General features: G+C 62.8%; 23 protein-coding genes. 10 read left to right on the top strand and 13 right to left on the bottom strand.

What is annotated here, in order from left to right; all coding sequences use genetic code 11:
* Positions 1–5 precede the first annotated feature (5 nt).
* Positions 6–926: a DMT family transporter gene (locus tag GVL04_RS11540; RefSeq protein ID WP_159704239.1), complete on the bottom strand. Its 921-nt coding sequence runs from the start codon at positions 924–926 to the stop codon at positions 6–8.
* On the opposite strand from GVL04_RS11540, the gene GVL04_RS11535 reads away from it, so the two are divergent.
* A complete protein-coding gene (locus GVL04_RS11535) occupies positions 925–2340 on the top strand; it encodes a PLP-dependent aminotransferase family protein (RefSeq protein WP_159704236.1) in 1416 nt (471 codons plus the stop codon). The two genes, GVL04_RS11540 and GVL04_RS11535, sit on opposite strands and share 2 nt — an antisense overlap.
* A 153-nt stretch (positions 2341–2493) precedes the next feature.
* Here GVL04_RS11535 and GVL04_RS11530 read toward each other — a convergent pair whose 3' ends face one another.
* A complete protein-coding gene (locus GVL04_RS11530; protein ID WP_159704233.1) occupies positions 2494–4116 on the bottom strand; it encodes an MFS transporter in 1623 nt (540 codons plus the stop codon).
* 263 nt (positions 4117–4379) lie between these two features.
* A complete protein-coding gene (locus GVL04_RS11525; RefSeq protein ID WP_200846825.1) occupies positions 4380–5192 on the bottom strand; it encodes a putative protein N(5)-glutamine methyltransferase in 813 nt (270 codons plus the stop codon).
* Between the two features lie 247 nt (positions 5193–5439).
* On the opposite strand from GVL04_RS11525, the gene GVL04_RS11520 reads away from it, so the two are divergent.
* The gene (locus tag GVL04_RS11520; protein WP_159704227.1) at positions 5440–5685 is read left to right on the top strand and encodes a hypothetical protein; all 246 of its coding nucleotides are present in this window, start codon (positions 5440–5442) and stop codon (positions 5683–5685) included.
* A gap of 89 nt (positions 5686–5774) precedes the next feature.
* Positions 5775–6035, top strand: a complete 261-nt coding sequence (locus tag GVL04_RS11515; protein ID WP_159704224.1) for a hypothetical protein — start codon at positions 5775–5777, stop codon at positions 6033–6035.
* An 81-nt stretch (positions 6036–6116) separates the two neighbouring features.
* On the opposite strand, the gene GVL04_RS11510 is transcribed toward GVL04_RS11515, so the two are convergent.
* The gene (locus tag GVL04_RS11510; RefSeq protein ID WP_159704221.1) at positions 6117–8702 is read right to left on the bottom strand and encodes an ATP-dependent DNA ligase; all 2586 of its coding nucleotides are present in this window, start codon (positions 8700–8702) and stop codon (positions 6117–6119) included.
* Between the two features lie 38 nt (positions 8703–8740).
* On the opposite strand from GVL04_RS11510, the gene GVL04_RS11505 reads away from it, so the two are divergent.
* Complete coding sequence (locus GVL04_RS11505; protein WP_159704218.1) at positions 8741–9607, top strand: Ku protein; 867 nt, start codon at positions 8741–8743, stop codon at positions 9605–9607.
* 31 nt (positions 9608–9638) lie between these two features.
* On the opposite strand, the gene GVL04_RS11500 is transcribed toward GVL04_RS11505, so the two are convergent.
* The 3 genes from GVL04_RS11500 to GVL04_RS11490 are packed head-to-tail and all read right to left on the bottom strand — an operon-like array spanning position 9639 to position 11154.
* Positions 9639–9905 carry a Rho termination factor N-terminal domain-containing protein gene (locus GVL04_RS11500; RefSeq protein ID WP_159704215.1) on the bottom strand — a complete coding sequence of 89 codons (267 nt, stop codon included), beginning with the start codon at positions 9903–9905 and terminating at the stop codon, positions 9639–9641.
* Positions 9906–9927: 22 nt separating this feature from the next.
* Positions 9928–10638, bottom strand: a complete 711-nt coding sequence (locus tag GVL04_RS11495; RefSeq protein WP_159704212.1) for a DUF6766 family protein — start codon at positions 10636–10638, stop codon at positions 9928–9930.
* A 3-nt stretch (positions 10639–10641) separates the two neighbouring features.
* Positions 10642–11154, bottom strand: coding sequence for a DUF6328 family protein (locus tag GVL04_RS11490; protein WP_159704209.1), 513 nt, complete (start codon positions 11152–11154; stop codon positions 10642–10644).
* A gap of 110 nt (positions 11155–11264) precedes the next feature.
* Between GVL04_RS11490 and GVL04_RS11485 the strand changes: the two genes are divergently transcribed.
* Positions 11265–11486 carry a hypothetical protein gene (locus GVL04_RS11485; RefSeq protein WP_159704206.1) on the top strand — a complete coding sequence of 74 codons (222 nt, stop codon included), beginning with the start codon at positions 11265–11267 and terminating at the stop codon, positions 11484–11486.
* Positions 11487–11593: 107 nt separating this feature from the next.
* Here GVL04_RS11485 and GVL04_RS24510 read toward each other — a convergent pair whose 3' ends face one another.
* Positions 11594–11764 (bottom strand): hypothetical protein, encoded by a 171-nt coding sequence (locus GVL04_RS24510; RefSeq protein ID WP_200846824.1) that lies wholly within the window; start codon positions 11762–11764, stop codon positions 11594–11596.
* Positions 11765–12078: 314 nt separating this feature from the next.
* Here GVL04_RS24510 and GVL04_RS11480 point away from each other — a divergent pair, with 314 nt between their 5' ends.
* From GVL04_RS11480 to GVL04_RS11465, 4 genes are all read left to right on the top strand, one after another.
* Positions 12079–12558 (top strand): Dps family protein, encoded by a 480-nt coding sequence (locus GVL04_RS11480; protein WP_159704203.1) that lies wholly within the window; start codon positions 12079–12081, stop codon positions 12556–12558.
* 35 nt (positions 12559–12593) lie between these two features.
* Positions 12594–13556 carry a DNA topoisomerase IB gene (locus tag GVL04_RS11475; protein ID WP_159704200.1) on the top strand — a complete coding sequence of 321 codons (963 nt, stop codon included), beginning with the start codon at positions 12594–12596 and terminating at the stop codon, positions 13554–13556.
* A gap of 94 nt (positions 13557–13650) precedes the next feature.
* Complete coding sequence (locus GVL04_RS11470; RefSeq protein WP_159704197.1) at positions 13651–14208, top strand: hypothetical protein; 558 nt, start codon at positions 13651–13653, stop codon at positions 14206–14208.
* Positions 14157–14801, top strand: coding sequence for a TetR/AcrR family transcriptional regulator (locus tag GVL04_RS11465; RefSeq protein WP_235036256.1), 645 nt, complete (start codon positions 14157–14159; stop codon positions 14799–14801). The genes GVL04_RS11470 and GVL04_RS11465 overlap by 52 nt, the downstream gene beginning before the upstream one ends.
* A gap of 78 nt (positions 14802–14879) precedes the next feature.
* Here the strand turns inward: GVL04_RS11465 and GVL04_RS11460 are convergent, their stop codons facing one another.
* The 5 genes from GVL04_RS11460 to GVL04_RS11440 all read right to left on the bottom strand — a co-directional run bounded on the left by GVL04_RS11460 (position 14880) and on the right by GVL04_RS11440 (position 20055).
* Positions 14880–15155, bottom strand: coding sequence for an HPr family phosphocarrier protein (locus GVL04_RS11460; protein WP_159704194.1), 276 nt, complete (start codon positions 15153–15155; stop codon positions 14880–14882).
* A 55-nt stretch (positions 15156–15210) separates the two neighbouring features.
* Positions 15211–17226 (bottom strand): fructose-specific PTS transporter subunit EIIC, encoded by a 2016-nt coding sequence (locus GVL04_RS11455; RefSeq protein ID WP_159704191.1) that lies wholly within the window; start codon positions 17224–17226, stop codon positions 15211–15213.
* Entirely contained in the window at positions 17223–18215 is a 993-nt protein-coding gene (locus tag GVL04_RS11450; RefSeq protein WP_159704188.1) for a 1-phosphofructokinase family hexose kinase, read from the bottom strand. Before GVL04_RS11450 ends, GVL04_RS11455 begins: the two co-directional genes overlap by 4 nt.
* A complete protein-coding gene (locus GVL04_RS11445; RefSeq protein ID WP_159704185.1) occupies positions 18212–19003 on the bottom strand; it encodes a DeoR/GlpR family DNA-binding transcription regulator in 792 nt (263 codons plus the stop codon). The genes GVL04_RS11450 and GVL04_RS11445 overlap by 4 nt, the downstream gene beginning before the upstream one ends.
* Positions 19004–19722: 719 nt before the next feature.
* The gene (locus tag GVL04_RS11440; protein WP_235036255.1) at positions 19723–20055 is read right to left on the bottom strand and encodes a hypothetical protein; all 333 of its coding nucleotides are present in this window, start codon (positions 20053–20055) and stop codon (positions 19723–19725) included.
* Positions 20056–20331: 276 nt separating this feature from the next.
* Between GVL04_RS11440 and GVL04_RS11435 the strand changes: the two genes are divergently transcribed.
* Positions 20332–21105, top strand: a complete 774-nt coding sequence (locus GVL04_RS11435; protein WP_159704179.1) for a GAF and ANTAR domain-containing protein — start codon at positions 20332–20334, stop codon at positions 21103–21105.
* Positions 21106–21142: the final 37 nt, after the last annotated feature.

The raw sequence follows: 21142 nt of genomic DNA, 5'->3' as shown, positions 1-21142 counted from the left end.
GTTTCCTACTTCCTGAGCCGCACGCGGACAGCTGCACCGGCGCAGACGATGACAATGAGGCCACCCACTACGGTGGTCCACGTCATCGGCTCGCCCAGGAGGAGGGCGGCCCACGCGATGGTCATGACGGGTTGGACGAGCTGGATCTGGCTGACCTGTGCCATGGGCCCGATGGCCAGGCCGCGGTACCAGGCGAAGAAGCCGAGGAACATGCTCACTACACCCAGGTAGCCGAAGGACAACCACTGGACGGGCGTAGCGTTTGGCATGCCTGAGCCCAAAGACAACAGAGTCAGCACGATCATGGCGGGCGCAGCCACCACCAACGCCCAGGAGATGGTTTGCCATGAGCCGAGTTCGCGGGCCAGCAAACCGCCCTCTGCATAGCCAATGGCAGCAGCAAGGACCGCACCGAGCAGCAGGAGGTCGGCCCAATGCAGGGAGCCGAAACCGCCGGATTGAACAAAAGCGAAAACCAAGGCGGCCACAACACCCACGGCAGTAAGGACCCAGAAGAGCGGGCGGGGACGTTCCCGTCCCCTGATGACCGCTGCGGTAGCTGTGGCTGCGGGTAGTAGCGCGATTACCACGGCGCCATGGCTGGCAGAGGTGCTGGTGAGGGCGAAGGTGGTGAGCAAGGGGAATCCGGCCACAATTCCGCCGGCCACGACGGCCAGTCGGAACCACTGGCGGCCCTGTGGAAAACGCTGCCGGGTCAGGGCCAGTGCCAGCGCCGCAAGGATGGCTGCCACGACGGCCCTGCCCGCTCCGATGAACAGGGGAGACATTCCCTCCACAGCCACGCGGGTGAGTGGCACGGTGAAGGAGAAGGCAACAACGCCGAGGAGGCCCCACCAGATTCCGGTCGATGTCCGGGTGGATACCACTGGCCGCGAAAGTGTAGTAGCGCTACTATTGTGACTCATGAACAACGATAGCAGTTCCCTGATCGTCTCGCGAGTAAAAGAATGGATCGCAGGGGCGACTCCGGGAGCCAAACTGCCGTCTACCCGCCAACTCGTGGCCGAACACAAGGCAAGCCCGGTCACCGTTCAAAAGGCCCTGCGGACGCTCACAGCCCAAGGCTTGATCGAGAGCCGCCCGGGCGTCGGGACATTCGTCCGGGCGTATCGCACGGCACGGCCTTCGGACTACGGCTGGCAGACAGCCGCTTTGAGGGCAGCCCAGGCCGCGCGTCCCCTGAATTCAGCCGCCATGCGCAGCGCCTCCAACGACGTCATCGCGTTCCACTCCGGCTACCCGGCCCGCGAATTGCTCCCCGAACGGCTGGTACGCGCGGCGCTAACACGTGCCGCCCGCGGAGTCGCCGCCCTCTCAAGGCCGCCGGCACAAGGCATTCCCGAGCTGCAATCGTGGTTCGCGCAGGAGCTCAGCACCTCAACGCCAGTGGGCGTTACGCCGCCCCAGCCGAGCGACGTCATCGTACTTCCCGGCAGCCAGAGCGGACTCAGCTCGATCTTCCGCGGACTGGTGGGGCACGGCCAGCCCTTGCTGGTGGAGTCGCCCAGCTACTGGGGCGCGCTGCTGGCGGCCGGCCAAGCGGGCGTGAATGTCATTCCTGTCCCCAGCGGCCCGGAAGGACCCGATCCCGACGAACTGGACAGGGCCTTTGAGGAATCCGGGGCACGCCTGTTCTACGCCCAGCCCAACTTCGCGAACCCCACGGGTGCGCAGTGGTCGGCGGAACGCGGCGAGGAAGTCCTGCGGATCGTCCAGCGGCACGGTGCCTTCCTTGTGGAGGACGACTGGGCGCACGACTTCGGCATCACCGCCCCGTCCGTTCCGATCGCAGCCAAGGACGACTCCGGCCACGTGGTCTATATCCGCTCGCTGACCAAGAGTGTCTCGCCGTCAGTCCGGGTCGCCGCTATCATCGCGCGTGGTCCGGCTCGCGAACGCATCATGGGCGCGCAAGCCGCGGAGTCGATGTATGTTAGCGGCCTGCTTCAGGCGGCGGCGCTCGACGTCGTCACGCAACCGGCGTGGCAGACCCACCTTCGCGGTCTCAGTCATCAGCTCCAGTCACGCCGCGACCTCTTGGTCACCAGCCTGCGGGAGCACGTTCCGCTGGCGCACCTCAGCCATCTGCCCAAAGGCGGCCTGAACTTGTGGTTGCGGATGCCGGACGGGTTCGACGTCGAACAGCTCACCAAGGATTGCGAAGCGGCCGGGGTGCTCATTGCCGCCGGAACGGAGTGGTTCCCCGCGGAACCCGAAGGCCCCTACATCAGGCTCAATTACGCGGGACCCAACCCGGGAGCTTTCCCGGAAGGCGCCCGGATCATCGGCGAGGCAGTCAAAGGCTTGCTGCAGGCCTGAGGCGGGTGCCGCCGTCGGGCGCCTAAGAGCAGGGCGCTTAACAGCCGCAGCCACCAGCATCAAGGAGAGCGCCTTGGGGCTGGTGGCTACGGTGGGCGGCAAGCTGCCGCGAACTATCCGTGTCGCTGTGCAGAAGTTGCAGGCAAAGAGTTCCTAAGCGGGGGTCAGGTCCTTGTTGCCTTTGCCAAACACGGCGTCATCGATTGGCTGGCCGTCGAACGGCATCTCGTCCAGGTTGATCAGCGGGTTGGTGTCCTGGGTTGCTACGAGCTCGCGTGCTTCAGCCTGGGTGTCCACGCTGGGCATGGAGCCCGGCAGGGGACGCTGGGCCGATTCGCGCAGGAAGTAGATGGCGATCGCACCGATGATGGACGTAGCCATCAGGTAGTACGCCGGCATCATGTCATCGCCGGTGCCCTCAATGAGGCCCTGGACGATGAACGGCGTGGTTCCGCCGAAGATCGCCACCGAGAAGTTGTAAGCGATACCCATTCCGCCATAGCGGCTGGACGTCGGGAACAGTGCCGGCAGGGCCGAAGCCAGGTTGGCGATGTAGAACGTCACCGGGAAAGCGATCAGCGCAAGGCCGGCCAGTGTGGACCAGATCTCGCCAATGCCGATCAGGAGGAAGGCAGGTACCGAGAACACGATGGTGCTGCCTGCGCCTACCCACAGGACGGGGCGGCGGCCGATACGGTCCGAGAGCTTACCGGTCAGCGGGATGCACACGGCCATGATCACCAGGACCGGGATGGTCAACAAGGTGCCGTGGACGGGGTCGTAACCCTTGGAATCCGTCAGGTACGTGGGCATGTACGAGGTCAGCGCGTAACCAACGGTGTTGGCTGCGGCCGCGAGGATCATGGCCAGCACGATCTGGCGCCAGTAGGCCTTGATGATGCCAATGGGTCCCTTGGCGACGGCAGCATCCTGGGATGCGGCATCCTTGGCAGAGGCTTCCTGGGCGTCCAGAGTTGCCTGGAACTGGGGAGATTCCTCGATCTTGCTACGGAAGTACACCGCGATGAGGCCCAGCGGACCAGCGATCAGGAACGGAATCCTCCAACCCCAGTCCTCCATGGCGGCCTGTCCGAGCGTGAGCTGCAGGACCGAAACCAAGGCGGCGCCGAGGGCGAAGCCGATGTAGCTGCCCATATCGAGGAAGCTGGCGAAGTAACCGCGGCGCTTGTCCGGGGCGTACTCGCTGACGAACGTTGTGGCACCGGCGTACTCGCCTCCAGTGGAGAAGCCCTGGATGAGCTTCAGGATCACCAGCAACGCGGCGGCCCAGATGCCGATCTGCGCGTAGCCGGGAAGGAGGCCGACGGCGAACGTGCTTGCCGCCATCAGCATCAGCGTTGCTGCGAGGACCTTCTGGCGGCCAACCTTGTCGCCGAGCCAGCCGAACACCACGCCGCCGAGGGGGCGGGCGATGAAGGTTGCGGCGAAGGTGCCCAGAAGGAAGAGTGTTTGGACGGACTTGTCTGCTTCCGGCAGGAAGACAGGGCCCATGGTGGTGATGAGGTAGCCGAACACGCCGACGTCGTACCATTCCATGGTGTTGCCGACGATCGTGCCGCCGAGTGCTTTGCGCAGCATCGGCTTGTTCACCACGTTAACGTCGGACTCTTTGAGCCGGCGCTTCGGGCGAAGCTTCGTTTTCTTCGTTGCGTTCTTTACTGCGTTTGCGGCGCCCGTGGGGGCTGCCGGTTCCTGGTTTCCGGTGGCGTTCCTTGCGCCATCCGGAGAGACGGACTTGCTTTGGTCTATGGGCATTTGGGCTTCTCCTAGGGAGGTCATTTGCTTGCGACTTCTGCTGCCCCGCTCTGGGCAGGGTTTCAATTTTACGCGTTTTGGGCCGAAAACCCGAGTTGAGATCGGATTTTTGGGCCATATGAGGGTGCAAATTGCCTAGCTGTGTTGCATCTCATTACCCGCTCTTGCCCTGCAATCACGCGGATGTTGGCCTGTTTTTGCCCCACAAAGCACCTTGTTACCAAATTGTTTAGCTGAGCCAACTTAACAGGGCGGATTCGGGACTAAAAGCTGATGGTTTGCCGGGTCCCGCTGTTCCATCCGAGCACCACTGTGGCGTCCAGTTCCTCATCGGATGCCACCATTGTCTGCATCCCCGCCTTGGTCAGGATCCTTACCGTCTGCCCGGCCTGTTGCTGCGAGGTTTCGATCAGGAGCACACCGCCAGGCGCCAACCACTCAGCCGCCCCCTGCGCAACCCGACGTTGAACAGCCAAACCGTCAGCGCCGCCGTCGAGCGCCATCAGCGGCTCGTGGAGCCGCGCCTCCGGTGGCATCATCCCGATGGACCGGGTGGGAACATACGGCGCATTCGCCAGCAGCACGTCCACTTTCCCGCGCAGTTCGAGGGGGAGGGCTGTGTAAAGATCGCCTTGATGGACGTGCCCGCCACGGGGCTCAACGTTGCGGCGCGCACACTGGACCGCCGCGGGATCAATGTCCGCCGCGTGCAACTCGCAGCGCCCCAGAAAATCGCTCAACGCTGCGCCCAACGCTCCCGACCCACAGCAAAGGTCGACGACGACGGCACCGGGCCGGGCGATCATCGCCGCCTGACGCACCAGGAACTCCGTGCGACGACGCGGCACGAATACCCCGGGTTCCACGGCCATGCGCTGCCCGCAAAATTCCACCCAGCCGACAATGTGCTCAAGGGGCAGTCCACTGACGCGTTGGCTCACCATGCGGTTGAGCTCGTCCAGGTGGCGGGCCGCGTCAACGAGGAGCCGGGCCTCGTCTTCGGCGAAGACACAGCCAGCGGCGCGCAGGGTGGTGGCAACGTCGGCGGTGACGGCAACGTCGGATCCCGGGGTCATGTTCGCCATGCTAGCCAAGGGGTTCCCAAAGTTCTCAGTTTTTGGTTAGGGTAAGAGGCATGGGAACACTGATTTTTGAGTAGACCGGCGCCTGCTGCCCAGTAGCACGCACCGAGTTTCACCTGACAAAAATCCACGCCTGTTGAGGCCCTGCCTCCATGCCGTTCCTGTTGTCGACGCCTTTTTCTCGAACCGCAACGCCATGGCACAAGTGTCTCTTCAGGACTCACACTCTAGGAGTCCACGAATGACTGCCAACCCTTCCGACAACACCACACCTGAGGACGCCACCCCTGGGAGCGGAACCGAATCCGCTGCCCAGGCTCCGGCTCCCGGCGGCATCAAGTCGAAACTGACTGATGCGCAGAAAGCCATGCTCGCCAGCAAGTCCGGTGGCGGTGCTCCCGCCGGCTGGCAAAGCACCGGCAAGGGCCACAAGCCCACGTCGGCCAGCGGCAAGCTGGCCAAGACGGAGAAGAAGGTCCGCTGGTAGGAAGCAGCAGCCAGCTGATTCCTGCAGACAAGCCTCTCCGGCGCACCTAGTATTGAAATCCCTTCGTTTCACTCTGGAAAGGAAGAACCATGACTGCGAAGCATGAAGCTGAAAACATCAATCCCGAGGTAGCAAGCCACTTGGTGGAGTCCATGGACATGGCTCCGATGCCCGAACCGGCAACCATCGCGGTTGCTCTGAGCACGGAACCGGGCAATCAGTGGCCTGACGGGAACGGCAAACGCCGGCACCCGAAGGACCGCGACCAAGCCCACGGACGCATGGGCCAAGGCGCAGCTGTGACGGCGATCCACAGAACCAGCCGCCCGCAGATGCCGCACTCCTCCTAAACCCGCACGACTCCCAGCAGCCAGCCCAACTGAGTAGCAGCAGTCCGCGTTTTGAGCCCTCAAAACGCGCACTAATGACACCTAGTTGGGCTGGCTGACGTCTGAAGGGGACTTGTCCGGACGCCACCCACGCCACACTGGGTGCCGCAACCGGCCCGGGCCTGTCCATTCTCCGAACGTCACCTCGGCCACGAGGTCAGGACTCACCCACTTGGCGCCCGCGGCGTCCTCCCTCGGTATGTCAGTGAAGGGGGAATTGCTGACTACCAGGGGCTCCAGCTTTTCCATGATGTCCCGGAGCTGCCAATCCTTGAACCCGCTGCCAACCCTGCCCACGTAGTGCAGCTTGTCGCCGTCCGGGATGCCCAACAGCAATGACCCGAACGTCCCGCTTCGGGCCCCCGCGCCGGGACGCCAGCCACCCACCACCACCTCCTGGCTCTGCTCCAGCTTGAGCTTGAGCCAGGACCTGCTGCGGCGCCCGATCACGTAGCGGCTGTCGGCCTTCTTCGCCATGACACCTTCCAGGCCAAGCTCCGCGGCGCTGGTCATCAGGTCTTCCACGTCGTGGTCCAACACAGCGGAAAGGTGAAGGGGGCAGCCTTCGCGCAGGCGCTCCGCAAAGGCAGAAAGCCGTTCGCGGCGCTCGCGGAACGGCAGGCCGCTCAGGTCCGTGCCGGCGTCGTAAAGGAGGTCGAACAGCATGAGCTGCACCGGCACAGTTGCCTTTGCCCGCTCAATGTCCGCGCTTTTGACCAAGTTCATCCGGAGCTGCAGCCGACCAAAATCAGGCCGGGAGCCCTTGCCGAGTGCCACGATTTCGCCGTCGGCCACAAAGTCGCCTTCGGGCCAGCATGCACGGTCAGTGAGCTCCGGGTAGGTTGCCGTGAGGTCGTTTCCGTTGCGGCTCATGAGGCGGATTCTTCCCTCGGTTCCCGTGATGACTGCACGGATCCCGTCCCACTTCAGCTCATAGAGCCAATCGTCGCCGCGGAGATCCTCCGTGGTCCCCGAGGTAGCCAGCATGGGGGTGTAGTTCGGCATGGCTTGGGGTGCAGGCGGCTGGGCAGGCGGCTCGACGGGTGCGGACATGGCGGCCTTGGCAGCCTTCCACCCTCCCGGCTGCTCCTTCATCAGGTGGATCAGCCAGTTTTGGCCCGTGTTGATGAGCGCGAACCGCTTGGTGCCATGCAACCCACCGCCGGGCTCGCCCGTGAGGGTCGCGATCACTTCCTTGCCGTCGCGCCACTTCTCGCACGTGTACTCGCCGCGGTCCCAGATGCTGACCGTCCCGGCGCCGTATTCACCTTTGGGGATGACGCCCGCGAAGTTCGCGTAATCCATGGGATGGTCTTCGGTGTGCACGGCCAGGTTGTTCCGGTCCGGGGTTTCGGGAACGCCGCGGGGGAGTGCCCAGGAGACCATGACGCCGTCGTGTTCCAGCCGGAAATCAAGGTGGTAGCGGCGGGCGTGGTGCTCCTGGATGACGAAAATGCCGCCCGGTGGTGGCGGATCGCCCGGCTTCGGCTGGTCAGAGGACGGCGCCCGTGTGGCAGACGCAGACGCAGCCGACGACGACGGAAACGGCTCCGGGGTCTTGTCAGGATCGCGCATCCCGACGTACTTGGCGAGACGGTTCTCGACCGTCACCGCCCGCTCCCGGGAGGCACCGGCCCCGCTGGTGCTTGAACTGCCGGTGCTTGAACTGCCGTTGCCTGAACTACCTCCGGCAGCACCGCCGTCGTTATTGTCATCCTCGCCGTGCGGCGGCAGGTGCCGTTCGGAGATGGACGCGAAGTGGTCCTTGCCGGCGGCGACCCGCTTCATCACAGCGGTGTAGTCGAGATGGTCCAGCGATGCTGAGGCGAGTTCCCGCCAGGTGCGCGGCGCGGCAACTGTGGGGAACGCGCGCCCACGCAAGGAGTAGGGGACGATTGTGGTCTTGTTTCCGCTGTTCTGGCTCCAGTCCACCAGGACTTTGCCTTTGCGGAGGGACTTCTTCATGTCGCTGACCACCAGTTCCGGGTGGTCGGACTCCAGGGCGCGCGCGAGCTCGTGGGCGAAAGCGGAAACCTGCTCGGACTTCAGTGTCCCGTCGAGGCCCGTATAGAGATGGATGCCTTTGCTGCCGCTGGTGACAGGGACGGGGTCCATGCCCATGTCCTGCAGGATGGAGCGGGCCAGCTTGGCCACTTCAACGCATTCGGGGAGGCCGGCTCCGGGGCCGGGATCAAGGTCCAGCACAAAGCGGTCGGGCCGGAGCGGATTCCCTGTGGCGTCCACCTGCCACTGCGGAACGTGGATCTCCAAGGAGGCTATCTGGGCCATCCAGGTGAGCGTGGCCAGGTTGTTGACCATGGGGTAGTCGTTGGTGTGGTCCGAGTGGTGGATGGTGGCCCGCGGGATCCACTTGGGCGCGGAGTCCTCGAGGTTCTTCTGGAAGAACACCTGGCCAGGATGCTCAGAGGTTCCCACCCCGTTGACCCAGCGCTTGCGGGTGACCGGCCGGTTGGCCGCGGCAGGTATGAGGAAAGGCGCGACGGCGGCGTAGTACTCCAGCACTTCGGCCTTGGTTGTGCCGGTTTCCGGGTAGATGATTTTGCCCAGGTTGGTGAGGGTGAGCTCGTGGCCTTCCACGTTCACCCGCTCTTGTTGCTTGCCTGCCACCTCTTCTCCTCTGCTGTCTTGTGCTGTTGACTGTGTGCATGAGGGCCATATGGAAGGGATCCATCGCGTTCGGTCTGGTCAACGTACCAGTGAAGCTCTACAGTGCCACGGAGGATCACGATATTGGCCTGCACCAAGTCCACAATAAGGACGGCGGGCGCATTCGGTACCAGCGAAAATGCGAAATCTGCAGCGAAGTTGTGGCCTATGAGGATATCGACAAGGCCTACGAAGAAGAAGGCCGGACTGTGGTCCTTACCGCGGCTGAACTAAAGTCCTTACCGGAGGAGAACAGCCGTGAGATCGAGGTGGTGGAGTTTATCCCCGCCGAGCAGCTGGATCCCATCATGTACGAGCGCAGCTATTTCCTGGAGCCGGATTCCAAATCCCCCAAGGCCTACATGTTGCTGCGGCAGACTTTGGAAGACACGGACAGGATAGCCATTGTCCAATATGCGCTGCGCCAAAAGACCAGGCTTGGGGCGCTCCGGGTGCGCGGTGACGTCCTGCTGCTGCAGGCGTTGTTGTGGGGCGACGAAGTCCGTGAGGCTAAATTCCCGTCCTTGGAAACCGACATCAAGATCTCTGACAAGGAACTCGAAATGTCGTCCGCCCTGGTGGAATCCATGGCGCACGACTTTGATCCGGACGAATATACCGATGACTACCAGGCGCAGCTGAAGACACTGATCGAGGCCAAACTGGAGAAGGGGGAGGCCTTGGATACCGAGGCCACGTTTGGCGTCGTGGAAGGCGAAGGCGAGGGTGGCGACGTCATCGACCTCATGGAAGCCCTCAAACGCAGCCTGGACAAGAAGCGCGGCAAGGAAAAAGCGGACGACGACGACGCTGCCGCCGGCAAAGCTGCCAGTAAGCCAAAGACGCGGGCCAAGAAAAAGGCGTGAACCGGCGTCGTTAATTCATAAGGGCGGCAGACTAATGGTTTCGCAGCATGGAGATGAGCTCTGACTTTTTCTTGTCTGAATAACCCTTGATGTCGAGCTCCTTCGCGCGGGCTTTCAATTTGTCCACGGTCCAATCGTCATAGTCTCCCGACTTCCCACCCTTTCGGCCGACTTCCTTGCGGCCGCGGGCAGCCGAGGCGTTTGAGATGCGCGCTGCTTTCTCCTTGGAGGCGCCGTCGTCGCGCAGTTCTTCGTAGAGTTCAGGGTCTTTAATGCTGGGATTCTTCTTTTCCGGCACGCTGGGGTCCTTTCTTTGCTGGCTATGCGCCTGTCTCGTAATGCGGTTCAGCTACGGGTTTGGACTCCGGTGACCCGCGCTCGCGGAGGTACACCGAGGCGCCCACCAGGACGGCCACGGCGAGGAACTCGCTTTGCCAGTTCTGGAACGATTCGAACCAGAACTGGCTTGAAGCGATGTACTCCCATGTAGAGATTTCCGGCAGGCCGTGGCTGAGCTGCTCCTCGTTATACGCGGCTGTTCCGCCGATGGCGTGCAGGGTGAAGGAGATCAGGAAGAGCAGACCAAGCAGGCCGGAGAGTGAGTGCTCGTAGACCTTCAAGACCCACCCTCCTCGCCTTACCGGCCACGGGGTCTTGGCGGTCTTCCTGGCGTCGCGGGGGTCTTCATCCTGTGGCGCGTCCTTGCCTATGGGTTTGGACTCCGATGAGCCCTGTTGGAAGAGGAAGACCGTGAGGACCACGTACATGGCCATTTGCAGGAACTCCGACTCCCAGTTCTCGAAGACGGCTTCCACCAAATGTCCTGAGGCCAGGTACCCCAGGATGCCGACGTGCGGTCCACCATGGGCCTGCTGCTCCTCGCTGTAGCTGGCCGCACCAGAGATGATCATCCCGCCGAAGAACACGACGAACAGTCCCACGTTCGCCAGCAACAGCCCGTGGTCCTTGATCCACCGACGGGCCGGCCTCTTTTGCACTGAGTCCTCTTGGCCCTTGATGGGGCGCAGCATTGCTCACTCTTCCTTCGAGTCGGCGTTGTTGCGCATTCCTTGCCGGTACAGCCATAGAGGCATTCCAACCACCAGCACCAGCAGCACCAGAATGATGAAGCCGCCCGCCACCAATCCGGCGGTCCGGCCTGCCGTGACGTCGAAGACCAGTGATGCGGAGCCGGTGATTAAGATTGCGACTCCGCCCAGCGCCCACTTGGTGATGGTGTCTGCGCTGGAGACGAGCACGGATTTGAGGCCCCGGCGGAAGAGCCTTCGGTGAACGCTGACGGGAAGCACAATGAGGACGGTAGTCAGGGCCGCAACCATCACGTTGGTTAGGTAGAGGCTCCGTTGCCAGTCGTCCAGTTCGCCAAATCGCGGTTGAAAAGGCAACGTCAGCAGGAACCCGCCCAGGATCTGCACTCCGGTTTGAAGGACACGAAGTTCCTGGATCAACTCCATCCAGTTCCGGTCCATCCGTTCTTCGGTGGATTCGTTCCTTCCGAATCTGGGCGCCGGTTCCGGCTCTACCATTCGTGCACCTCCACGTATTGGTGGACGCCGGCGTTACACCGGACTACGGTCGGAATGTCAGCGTTCCTCGGCATTTTGTCGGGGCCTTGTCGGATTTCCAAGGAGAAAAAATGAGCCAGGACGAACACCGCGTAGACCCTGACAGTGAACCCGGGGGGTATGGGACGCCTACCCCCGAACAGGAAATGCCTGGGCAGGGAGAAGAGCGCGAAACCCCGGAGCGGCCTGCACCGGGAGTGCCCGAAGTTCCGGGCGACGAGTTTCCCACGCCCAAGGACCCCGATGCAGCCCCGCCGCCCTCGGCAACCGGAAGCGGTCCGGGCGGAGAGTAGTTCAGGGCGGCGGGACTTCCGGGCGAAATGGCTCAGCGCGGAGACTAAGGATGCGGAGACTAAGGACGCCGGGGGCGGCACCCCCGGCGTTCGGCCCTATCCCGTTTCTATACCGTGTGACCCCGGCGGCCCGACATGAAGCTCAGCAGCCAGCCGATGGCTGCGACAACGAGCAGGATCACGCCTACCCACAGCAACCAGTTGAGGGCCTGGGTGAAGCCACCCACAAGAAGGAGAACAATTGCCACTACACCAGCAATGATCAGAAGCGTATTCATGGTCAGCACGTTCCTTTCCGGGGGAATCATTGACGGTTGTCGCCGGTTCCCAACTATGCATTCCTACTTACTTCGATTGAGTTATGCCGGTACTTGGAGCGTTTATCGGCCCCAGGTGCCATTGTCGCTATCCCTTGCCGGCCTCTTCGCTTAGGGCGGGAGTTCGCCGGTCGTGAACAGCAACTCTCCTCATTGTACTACTAAGCACCCTTATGAAAGGCTTATGGAAGTCGTCACTTGATGATTGGGCGGTTGCCGGAGATTTGTCACCGGTACGTATTTTTCGCTCAGATGAACGTCCAAGAGAGGAACACATGAAAGCGTCACAGCAGCTTGCAGACAACCTTCAGATCGTCCTGACAGACCTTATCGAGCTACAGCTCCAAGGGAAGCAGGCTCACTGGAACATCGTGGGACCGAACTTCCGAGACCTTCACCTCCAATTGGACGAGCTGGTCGTCGCCACCCGCGAGTTTGCCGACGACACCGCAGAGCGTATGCGGGCACTTCATGCACTGCCCGATGGCCGCAGTGCCACCATCGCCAAGGGCACCCGCCTGGAAGAATTCCCGGCCGGCCTGGTCAACACCAAGAATGCCGTCAAACTGGTGACCGACCGCGTAGAGCGTGCTGTTCAGACAATGCGCGACGTCCATGACGAAGTGGACGAGGAAGATCCCACGACGGCGGACCTGCTGCACGCGTTTATTGCCCGCCTTGAGCAGCTGGTGTGGATGATCAATGCGGAAATCATGAACGCCGGCGCTTCCGTAACGGACCCGGACGAAGCCTAGACCGGCCGGCTGACCACGGACAAGGCGAATAAACCGTGCCCAGGCTTAAGCGGAGTGACCTTTCCAAGGCCGGCATCGTTCGCCGCAGGGTAGGAAAAGGATTCAGCTACCGCCACCCGGACGGGAGCCTGGTCAGCAAAGAGGATCGCCAGCGCATCAATGCGCTGGCGATCCCGCCTGCTTGGACCGATGTATGGATCAGTCCTTTCGAGAACGGGCACATCCTGGCAACTGGCGTGGATGACGCGGGGCGCAGCCAGTACATCTACCACCCCACGTGGCGGGAACGGAAGGACACCGAGAAGTTCATTCGGGCTGCCACGTTGGGGATGGTCCTGCCGGCTGTCCGACGCAATGTGACCGTGCATCTCCAGGACTCCGATGACCCACGGCAGCAAACCCTTGCCGCCGCAGTGCGGTTCATGGATCTGGGTGCCCTGCGCGTCGGGTCGGAGACGTACATGAAGCAGAACGGTTCATACGGGCTCACTACTCTCCGGTGCCGCCACGCGCGCGTGGAAGGACCGGACGTTTTCCTCAAATTCCCTGGCAAGAGCGGCCAGTTGTGGGACACGTCCATCCACGACCCAGCTCTGGCAGCCTTTCTGGAACCGCTGGCGGAGCGGCCCGGCAAAGAACGCCTGCTGGCTTACCAATCCGACGGAACCTGGGTGTCCGTGGACGCTTCCATGATCAATGAATACCTGCGTGGGATTGCGGGGGAATCGTACTCGTCCAAGGATTTCCGGACATGGAAGGGTACTGCGGCGGCGGCGCTCTGCCTCATCAAATCCGGCCACAAAGGCACTCCCCGCCAAGCCATAGTGCGGGCCATCAAGGAAGCCTCAGAACTCTTGGGCAACACTCCATCCGTGGCCCGCTCCTCCTACGTGGACCCGAGGATTATCGAGGCTTACCTCTCTGAAGAACTGAAAGAAGTGAAGCCTTCTGAGGCGTCCGTTGCCGCCTACCTGAACGGTGAAATTCCGAAGGTGTAACCGGGGTTCGCGGCGATCCCGGACCCCGCCGATCCATTATGTGAGTACACTCGTACTAATAAGAATCGGCAGGAAAAGCTTTGGGGAGCAGTGAATGATTCTGATCGCGATTGTGGTGTGTGAAGTAGCGTTCTGGGTGGCGATTTTCGCCGGGCTCGCAGCGCGGTATCTGCTGCGGCGCCCCCGCCTTGGTGGAGCTCTCCTGATCCTTGCTCCGGTGATCGATGCTGTTCTGCTTGCCTTGGTCGCGGTCGATTTGCTCGGCGGGGAAACGGCCTCATGGCAGCACGGACTGGCGGCGATCTACATTGGCGTTTCCATCGCGTACGGCAAACGCATGGTGGCATGGGCCGATGCGCACTTCCAGCACCGGTTCGCCGGCGGACCCGCGCCCGAACGATTCTCAGGAACCCGCTACACGGTTAAATGCTGGCGGGATGTTCTTCTTACTGCATTGGCGGTCGTCATCGCCGCTGCGACCCTGGGCGCGATTATCCTGCTGGTCAATGACCCGGAACGGACCGCAGCACTCTCGGGATTCTTTCGCATTCTGGGCATCATCTTCGCCATCGACTTCCTTTGGGCTGTGAGCTACACAATTTGGCCGAAGAAGGCTGCTCGCACATTGCCGGCTGCTACTACGTCGCGCTGAAACCCATGCCCCGGAGAATCGACGCAGAGGCACGGACCGCAGCAATTGCGGAAGCTTCATTACGTGTCCTCGAACGTGATGGGCTCTCCGGCCTGTCGGTCCGTGGGGTCGCAGCGGAAACGGGCATTGCTGCTGCATCGTTGCGAAGGGCATTTGCCACGCAGCATGCGCTTCGGGAGTACTGCCTTCAACTCATCGAGGACCGGGTCACCGCAAGGGTTTCCGCACTTGACCTAACCGGCCGGGCGCTCGTTGATGAGTTGCTTTTGCAGTTGCTTCCTCTCGACAAGGAGCGGCGCATGGAACTGGTTGCGCAAGTCCAACTCGGCGTTCTTTCGCTCACCGACAGCGAGCTCGTTCCTGCGGCGATCCGGCTGAGCAACGCAGTCGATCGCGCATGCCACGCAGCGGTAATGATCCTGGCCGAAGCGGGTCAGTTCTACAGCGGGCGCGATCCGGAGTACGAAGCGCGGCGGCTGCGTGCACTTCTTGATGGAATCGCGATGCAAGGGTTATGGAGCGGGGAGCTGCCGGAGTCCAGTGAGATGCCCAGCATGCTCGCACGGCATCTCGACGAACTCGCCGGTCCTTAGGAAGACACAGAAAGAGCCTGGCGACACCCATATCCGGGTGTCGCCAGGCTCTTTGCGCGGCCCTACTAGGTGTCGTGGTTAGGCGTCGTGGTCCGTTTCGAGGATCTTCACCAGGCTGTCCAGGGCAGCGTCCGCACCTTCACCTTCGGCACGCAGCACCACCACGTCTCCGTGGGAAGCGCCCAGGCTCATCAGGGACAGGATGCTGGCCGCGTCCATGGCATCGTCGGCAGGCTCGCCTTGGCGGGCGATGGTGATGTCGAGGTCAAGGTCGCCGGCAGCTTCTGCGAAGATGGCGGCCGGGCGGGCGTGGAGGCCCACACGGCTTGCGATGGTGGCTGTACGTTCAGGCATTGGTGCTCCTTTGTGGTGGTGGGTGGCTTTGTGGGAAGTCTAGACCGTGGGAACTTCAGACACCGGCGGTTGCGGGAACGGGTTCTGCTTCAACCGGCTTCCGGACTGCCCAACGCTTGAGGGCAACCACGATCAGCGCGGAGACGACGGTGCCGGCGAGGATGGAGATGACGAACATGGCCAGGTTGCCGATGGCGAAGAAGACGAAGATGCCACCGTGGGGAGCCTGCGACGTTACGCCTGTTGCCATGCACAAGGCGCCGGTCAGTGCGCCGCCCACCATGCTGGCCGGGATGACGCGCAGCGGATCGGCCGCTGCGAACGGGATGGCGCCTTCGGAGATGAACGAGGCGCCGAGGAGCCAGGCGGCCTTGCCGTTTTCACGCTCGGCCAAGCTGAAGCGCTTCTTGTCCAGCACTGTCGCAAGTGCCATTGCGAGCGGGGGAACCATGCCGGCAGCCATTACGGTTGCCATGATCTGCCACGGAGCCTGGTTGGCGGCGCTTCCTGCACCTAGTCCGGCGACGGCAAAGGCGTAGGCCACCTTGTTGACGGGTCCGCCCAGGTCAAAGCACATCATGAGGCCAAGGATGATTCCGAGGACTACGGCTGAGACTCCGGTCATGCCGGACAGCCAGTCGTTGAGCGCTTTGGTGAGGCCAGCGATCGGCCCGCCGAGGACCAGGAACATGAGACCTGACGCGACGATGGAAGCCAGGAGCGGAATGATGACAACGGGCATCAGGCCGCGGAGCCAGCGCGGTACCTGCCAGGTCCCCACCAAGTAGGCGATGTAACCGGCCAGCAAACCGCCGACGATGCCGCCAAGGAACCCGGCACCCATGAACCCCGAGACAGCACCGGCAACGAAGCCCGGGGCAATACCCGGACGGTCGGCAATCGCGTAGGCGATGTAGCCAGCCAGTGCGGGCACCAGGAAGCCCATGGACAGGGCGCCGATCTTGAACAAGACAGCGCCGATATAGAGGGCGAGATTACCGTCAGGGAGATTGAAAAGCGTGTTGGCCGCAAGAATATCGTTGGCCTTGGTGCCCAAGGCGATATCGAAACCAGCGAGCAGGAAGCCCAGGGCAATCAGCAGACCGCCACCGGCCACGAACGGGATCATGTAGGAGACACCGGTGAGGAGTGCGCGCTTCAGCTTCTGGCCGATGTGCTCGCTGCTCTCTTCCGCCTGGCGCTCGGCCTGCTCTTCGGCGCCAAAGTGCGGAACACGGCGTGCGTGGGGATCATCCGCAGCGGCCAGCGCTTCCTGGACCATCTTGGCGGGCTCGTCGATGCCGCGCTTGACGGGAGCGTTGATGACCGGCTTGCCTGCGAAGCGCTCCTTGCCGCGAACATCAACGTCGACGGCGAAGATCACGGCGTCAGCCGCGGCAATCACCGCCGGGTCCAGCGGCTTGGCGCCCGAGGAACCCTGGGTCTCGACCTGCAGGTCCACGCCCATCTCCTTGGCAGCGGCAACCAACGAGTCAGCAGCCATGTACGTGTGGGCAATGCCGGTGGGGCAAGCGGTCACGGCAACGATGCGCTTTGGTGCGGCAGTCGTCGTCGTGTTTGCTGCTGGTTCTGCAACAGCGGCAGGTGCAGCCGCAGGCTTGTCAGCCAGCGCGCCGTCCACCAGGTCCACGATGTCCTGCTCCGTGGCAGCCGCACGCAGCGCCGCGGTGAAGTCCTTCTTGATGAGGGAGCGTGCCAGCTTGGAGAGCAGCTTCAGGTGTTCCTGGTCTGCGCCGTCCGGGGCTGCGATGAAGAAGATGAGGTCGGCTGGGCCGTCCTTGGCGCCGAAGTCCACCTTGTGGGACAGCCGGGCCATGGCAAGGGCAGGCTCCGTGACCGCGGCCGATCGGCAGTGCGGGATCGCGATGCCGCCGGGGACGCCGGTTGCGGTCTTCTGCTCGCGGGCGAAGGCGTCAGCGAAGAGCCCTTCAACCTCGGAAGCACGGCCGGAGGCGGCAACTTTGCCGGCCAGGACGCGGATGACGTCGGCGGGGGAGTCGCCCAGGTTTTGGTCGAGGGTGACCAATTGGGGGGTGATCAGCTGGGTCACTGTGAATCCTTCTGGAGGGCCGTGATGGTGACGGCGTCGGGGGTTGTCTGGTGGACTGCAGGGACAGTGGAGCCCGGCAGCGAAGCAGCAGCGGCACCATGTGCCACGGCCTGACGGAGGCAGTCCTGGGGGGAACCGCCCTGGGTTGCTGCCAGCAGGTAGCCGGCAAGGGAGGAATCCCCGGCGCCTACCGTGCTGACTGCCTTGATCGGCGGATGCGTGGCGAGCCACGCTCCGTCTGCGGTCACCAGGACTGCGCCCTTGGACCCGAGTGTTGCTAGAACGGCGCCTACACCGCTGGCGACGACGGCGGCTGCGGCTTGGGCGGCTTTGGCCGGATCCGCTTCCAATTCGTCAGCTGTGGAGACATTTGCGAAACCGGCGGCGGCGGCAAGCTCTGCGAGCTCTTCCGCGTTCGGCTTGAGGAGGTCCGGCTTTCCCGAGGCGTCGCCCACCAGGGCAGCGGCAAGCGGTGCCCCGGAGGAGTCAATGGCGATGCCGGGGGCGGCCGTTCCATCCGTGGTCGACCGGAGCCGACGCGCGATTGTGGCGTAGAAATCCGCGGGCACTCCTGGTGGGAGCGATCCTGCGAGTACCACCCAGCTGGCGCCACGGGAGCGCTCCAGCAACAGCCCGATCAGGGCCTCCTGCTGGTCGCCGCTCAGCTCCGGGCCGGGCTCGTTGATCTTGGTAGTGACGCCGTCCGGTTCGGTGAGCGTGACATTGCTGCGCAACGCCTGACCGATGGGCAGCGCCGCAAACGGCACGCCGGCGTCGTGCAGTCCTGAAAGGACCGGGTCCGAATCGGCTCCTGGAAGCACTGCCAGGGTGTCGAGGCCGGAGGCCACCAGCGCCCGGGAAACGTTGACGCCCTTTCCGCCGGATTCCTGGTGGACGGCAACCGCGCGCTGAACCTCACCGCGGGCGAGGGCTCCGGGGAGTTCCACGGTGCGGTCCAGGCTGGGGTTGGCGGTCAAGGTGACGATCATGCGATCACCACGTCAACGCCGGCATCGGCCAGGGCCGCTGCGAGTTCCGCGGAGGGTTCGCTGTCTGTAATCAAGGTGTCAACATCCTTCAAAGTGGCGAACTGGACCAGCGTTTCGGCGTCCAGCTTGGAAGAGTCGGCCAGGGCCACCACCCGGCGGGCTGACGTGACGAAGGCGGCTTTGACCGCGGCTTCCTCAGGATCGGGAGTGCTGAGCCCGAAGGTTGCGTGGATGCCATTGGCACCCACGAAAGCGATATCGGGGCGGAGCTTGTAGGCGGCCTCCACAGTGGACTGCCCGACGGCGGCCTGCGTCAGTCCGCGGACACGGCCGCCAAGGATCTGGAGGGCGATGCCCTGTGTGGAGGAAAGTTTGCCGGCGATGGGAATGGCATGGGTGATCACCACGAGTTCATCGTTTCCGTTGGCCGATGGTGTCCGCTGGGCCAGCAGGTCCGCCAGAATTTCCGTGGTGGATCCTGCGTCCAGCAGGATGCTGCCTGTCGTAAGTTCCGGGATAAGCGACAGGGCTGCGTTTGCGATGCGAAGCTTCTCTATCTGGCGCTGGACGGCACGCTCAAGGATGCTTTCTTCACGGGTGCTCAGACGGTCCGATGGGACGGCGCCACCATGGACGCGCCTCAGGTTCCCCGAGACTTCAAGGGCTGCGAGATCCCGGCGAACTGTCTCAGTGGTGATGCTGAAACGGTCGGCGAGGTCGGTAACGCTCACCCGTCCGCGCTCTGCGACGAGTGCGGAGATCAGTTGCTGGCGCTCTTCTGCGAACACTTACCCTCCATTGCGGTAAAGCCAAGATTTTCAGTACAGCCACCTTGGTGACTGCTGTCACAACGATGTGGAATTGCTTGACTCTATCTTTGTTTGTGTTGGTAAGTCAATAGAAATCAACATAAACAAAGATCGCTGGGGTTGGCGGCCTCCGGACATGACGAAGGGCATGCCGCGCTCCCTGTAGCGCGACATGCCCTCGTTCGGATCCCGACTGGGGGATTTGCCGGGATCCGGTCCTTGGATGTGCCCGGCGGACCCTAGGTCAGGGGAGCGGGCGGTTCTCCTTGTCCGGGCGGCGACGGCACGGTCGGTCCGGGCGTGGGGTCTGGGACGGGTGGTGGTCCCGGCTCCGGCAAGGGAACAGGCTCAGGAGTAGGGCCGGGCTCGCGGGTTGGATCCGTGCCCGGGTTGCGTGCGGGATCGGGCTGTGAAGGGTCCGGTGGGAACTCGCTCATTATCAGGCGCCTCTTCGGTGGGACGGGTGTTTCGGTTTCAGGCTTTCGGGGACAGCGGAGGGGTATCGCTTGGAATCCCACCCGGCGCTTCGGTAGTCAATGGGCAAATTGTCCGGATCCGGCGGGTCGGGAAGTTTGTGCCTGCTGGCCGGCCTGGGTGTGGAACCTGTTGTGGACGATTCTTTCCTCTGTGAGTCTGCGTGCATGCTATCCCTCCTGGTAGCTCCAAACTGGTGTCCGCTGTATGCTGCGCGCTGGTCCTCAGTCCGGTATTTCCATGCGGAAACCGCACTGGCACCCCAGGACGCGCGTGTTGATAAGTACTTCGTAGATCCGCAGCTGTCCGCCAGGCTTCAGGACAAGAGGGGCCTGGATTCTCCGCAGTTCGCAGCTCCTGGTTTTCATGGGTTCCCCGCAGTGCAGGTACTGGCCGCCGAATTGAAGGACACCCTGCGAGACGCCGGGCCGGTTCAGTATCACCGCAACCCTCTGAACAGAGGCAGTCTGTTGGTAGGCGTACCTGCAGGCATGGCACTCGTAGGTGACTTCAACCATGTTGGGCGCGGGTGGATAGTGCGACTGGATGGAGTTCACCAGTAGGTGCTTGTCCGTATTGCAGCGCTGGCACCAAAGGGGTTCGTCTGGCGGTTGGTGGGCTTCGTCCGGGACTCTGGACGCTGGCTGGGCAGGCATGGGTGTGTACCTCTGCATCAAAAAATGCGGGGCGCCCGTCTGCATGAGCTGAAAACCTGGGTCCTGTGGTGGGGACTGTTAGCTAGATTGTGCACATAGGAGCACCGCAGATGCAAGGATTTTGTGGCCCCTCGCGTGGGGGTGACAAGCCGAACCCGGACGATCGTAAACTAAGGCATGGACGAAATGAGCGTTGAATTTGCGCTGCCTGATGCTGCCTCAGCGCCTGACGATGTTTCGGTGCCTGAGCGGCTGCAGGACCTTGTTATTGACAGCGAAGACGTGGGCGGATTCCTGGGAGAACTCGCTGTGTTCTCGGCTGCGGCCGTGTCCGAAGCCGTTGGCATGAATGTTCACTGTGGCATCACCCTTAGCCGGCGCCGCCGCACCGCAACCGTGGCCGGCAGCACCCACGAGGCCAGGCTGATCGATGAAGTTCAGCAGGCCTACGGGGATGGGCCGTGCCTGGAGGCGATGCGAAGCCACACAACCGTGCATGTTCCCGATACTGCCACCGAGGAGCGGTGGCAGGAGTACTGCACGGTCATTGCCGAGCGGGGTCATCTTTCGGCCCTCTGCGTCCCGTTGGAGTTGGACGAAGGAGCCACTGCGGCCTTGAACTTCTTTGCTCCACAGGTCAATCCCTTCGATGCAGCCACTATCCAAAACTGCGAGCTGTACGCCAGCCAGGCCGAGCGCTCCCTGCGGTTGGCTGTGCGGATAGGCGTGAAGCAGCAACATGCTGATGACCTCCAGGAGGCCATGCAGTCAAGGACTGTCATCGACCTTGCCTGTGGCATCATCATGGGGCAGAACCGCTGCTCCCAGGAAGAAGCATTCCAGATGCTCAAGAAGGCCTCGAGTACCCGGAACCAGAAGTTGCGGGTCGTCGCCGAGTCGCTGGTCAAGAGTGTGGCGCAGCAGGCTCCCATTGCCCACTTTGAGGCCTGAGCCCACAAAGCGCGCAAGCCGGCAAATCCATGACTTG

The organism is Arthrobacter sp. 18067, from assembly GCF_902706295.1.
Classification (GTDB): domain Bacteria; phylum Actinomycetota; class Actinomycetes; order Actinomycetales; family Micrococcaceae; genus Arthrobacter.
The sequence above is the reverse complement of the archived record's forward strand: the minus strand, read 5'-3'. Positions and strand labels throughout refer to the sequence as shown.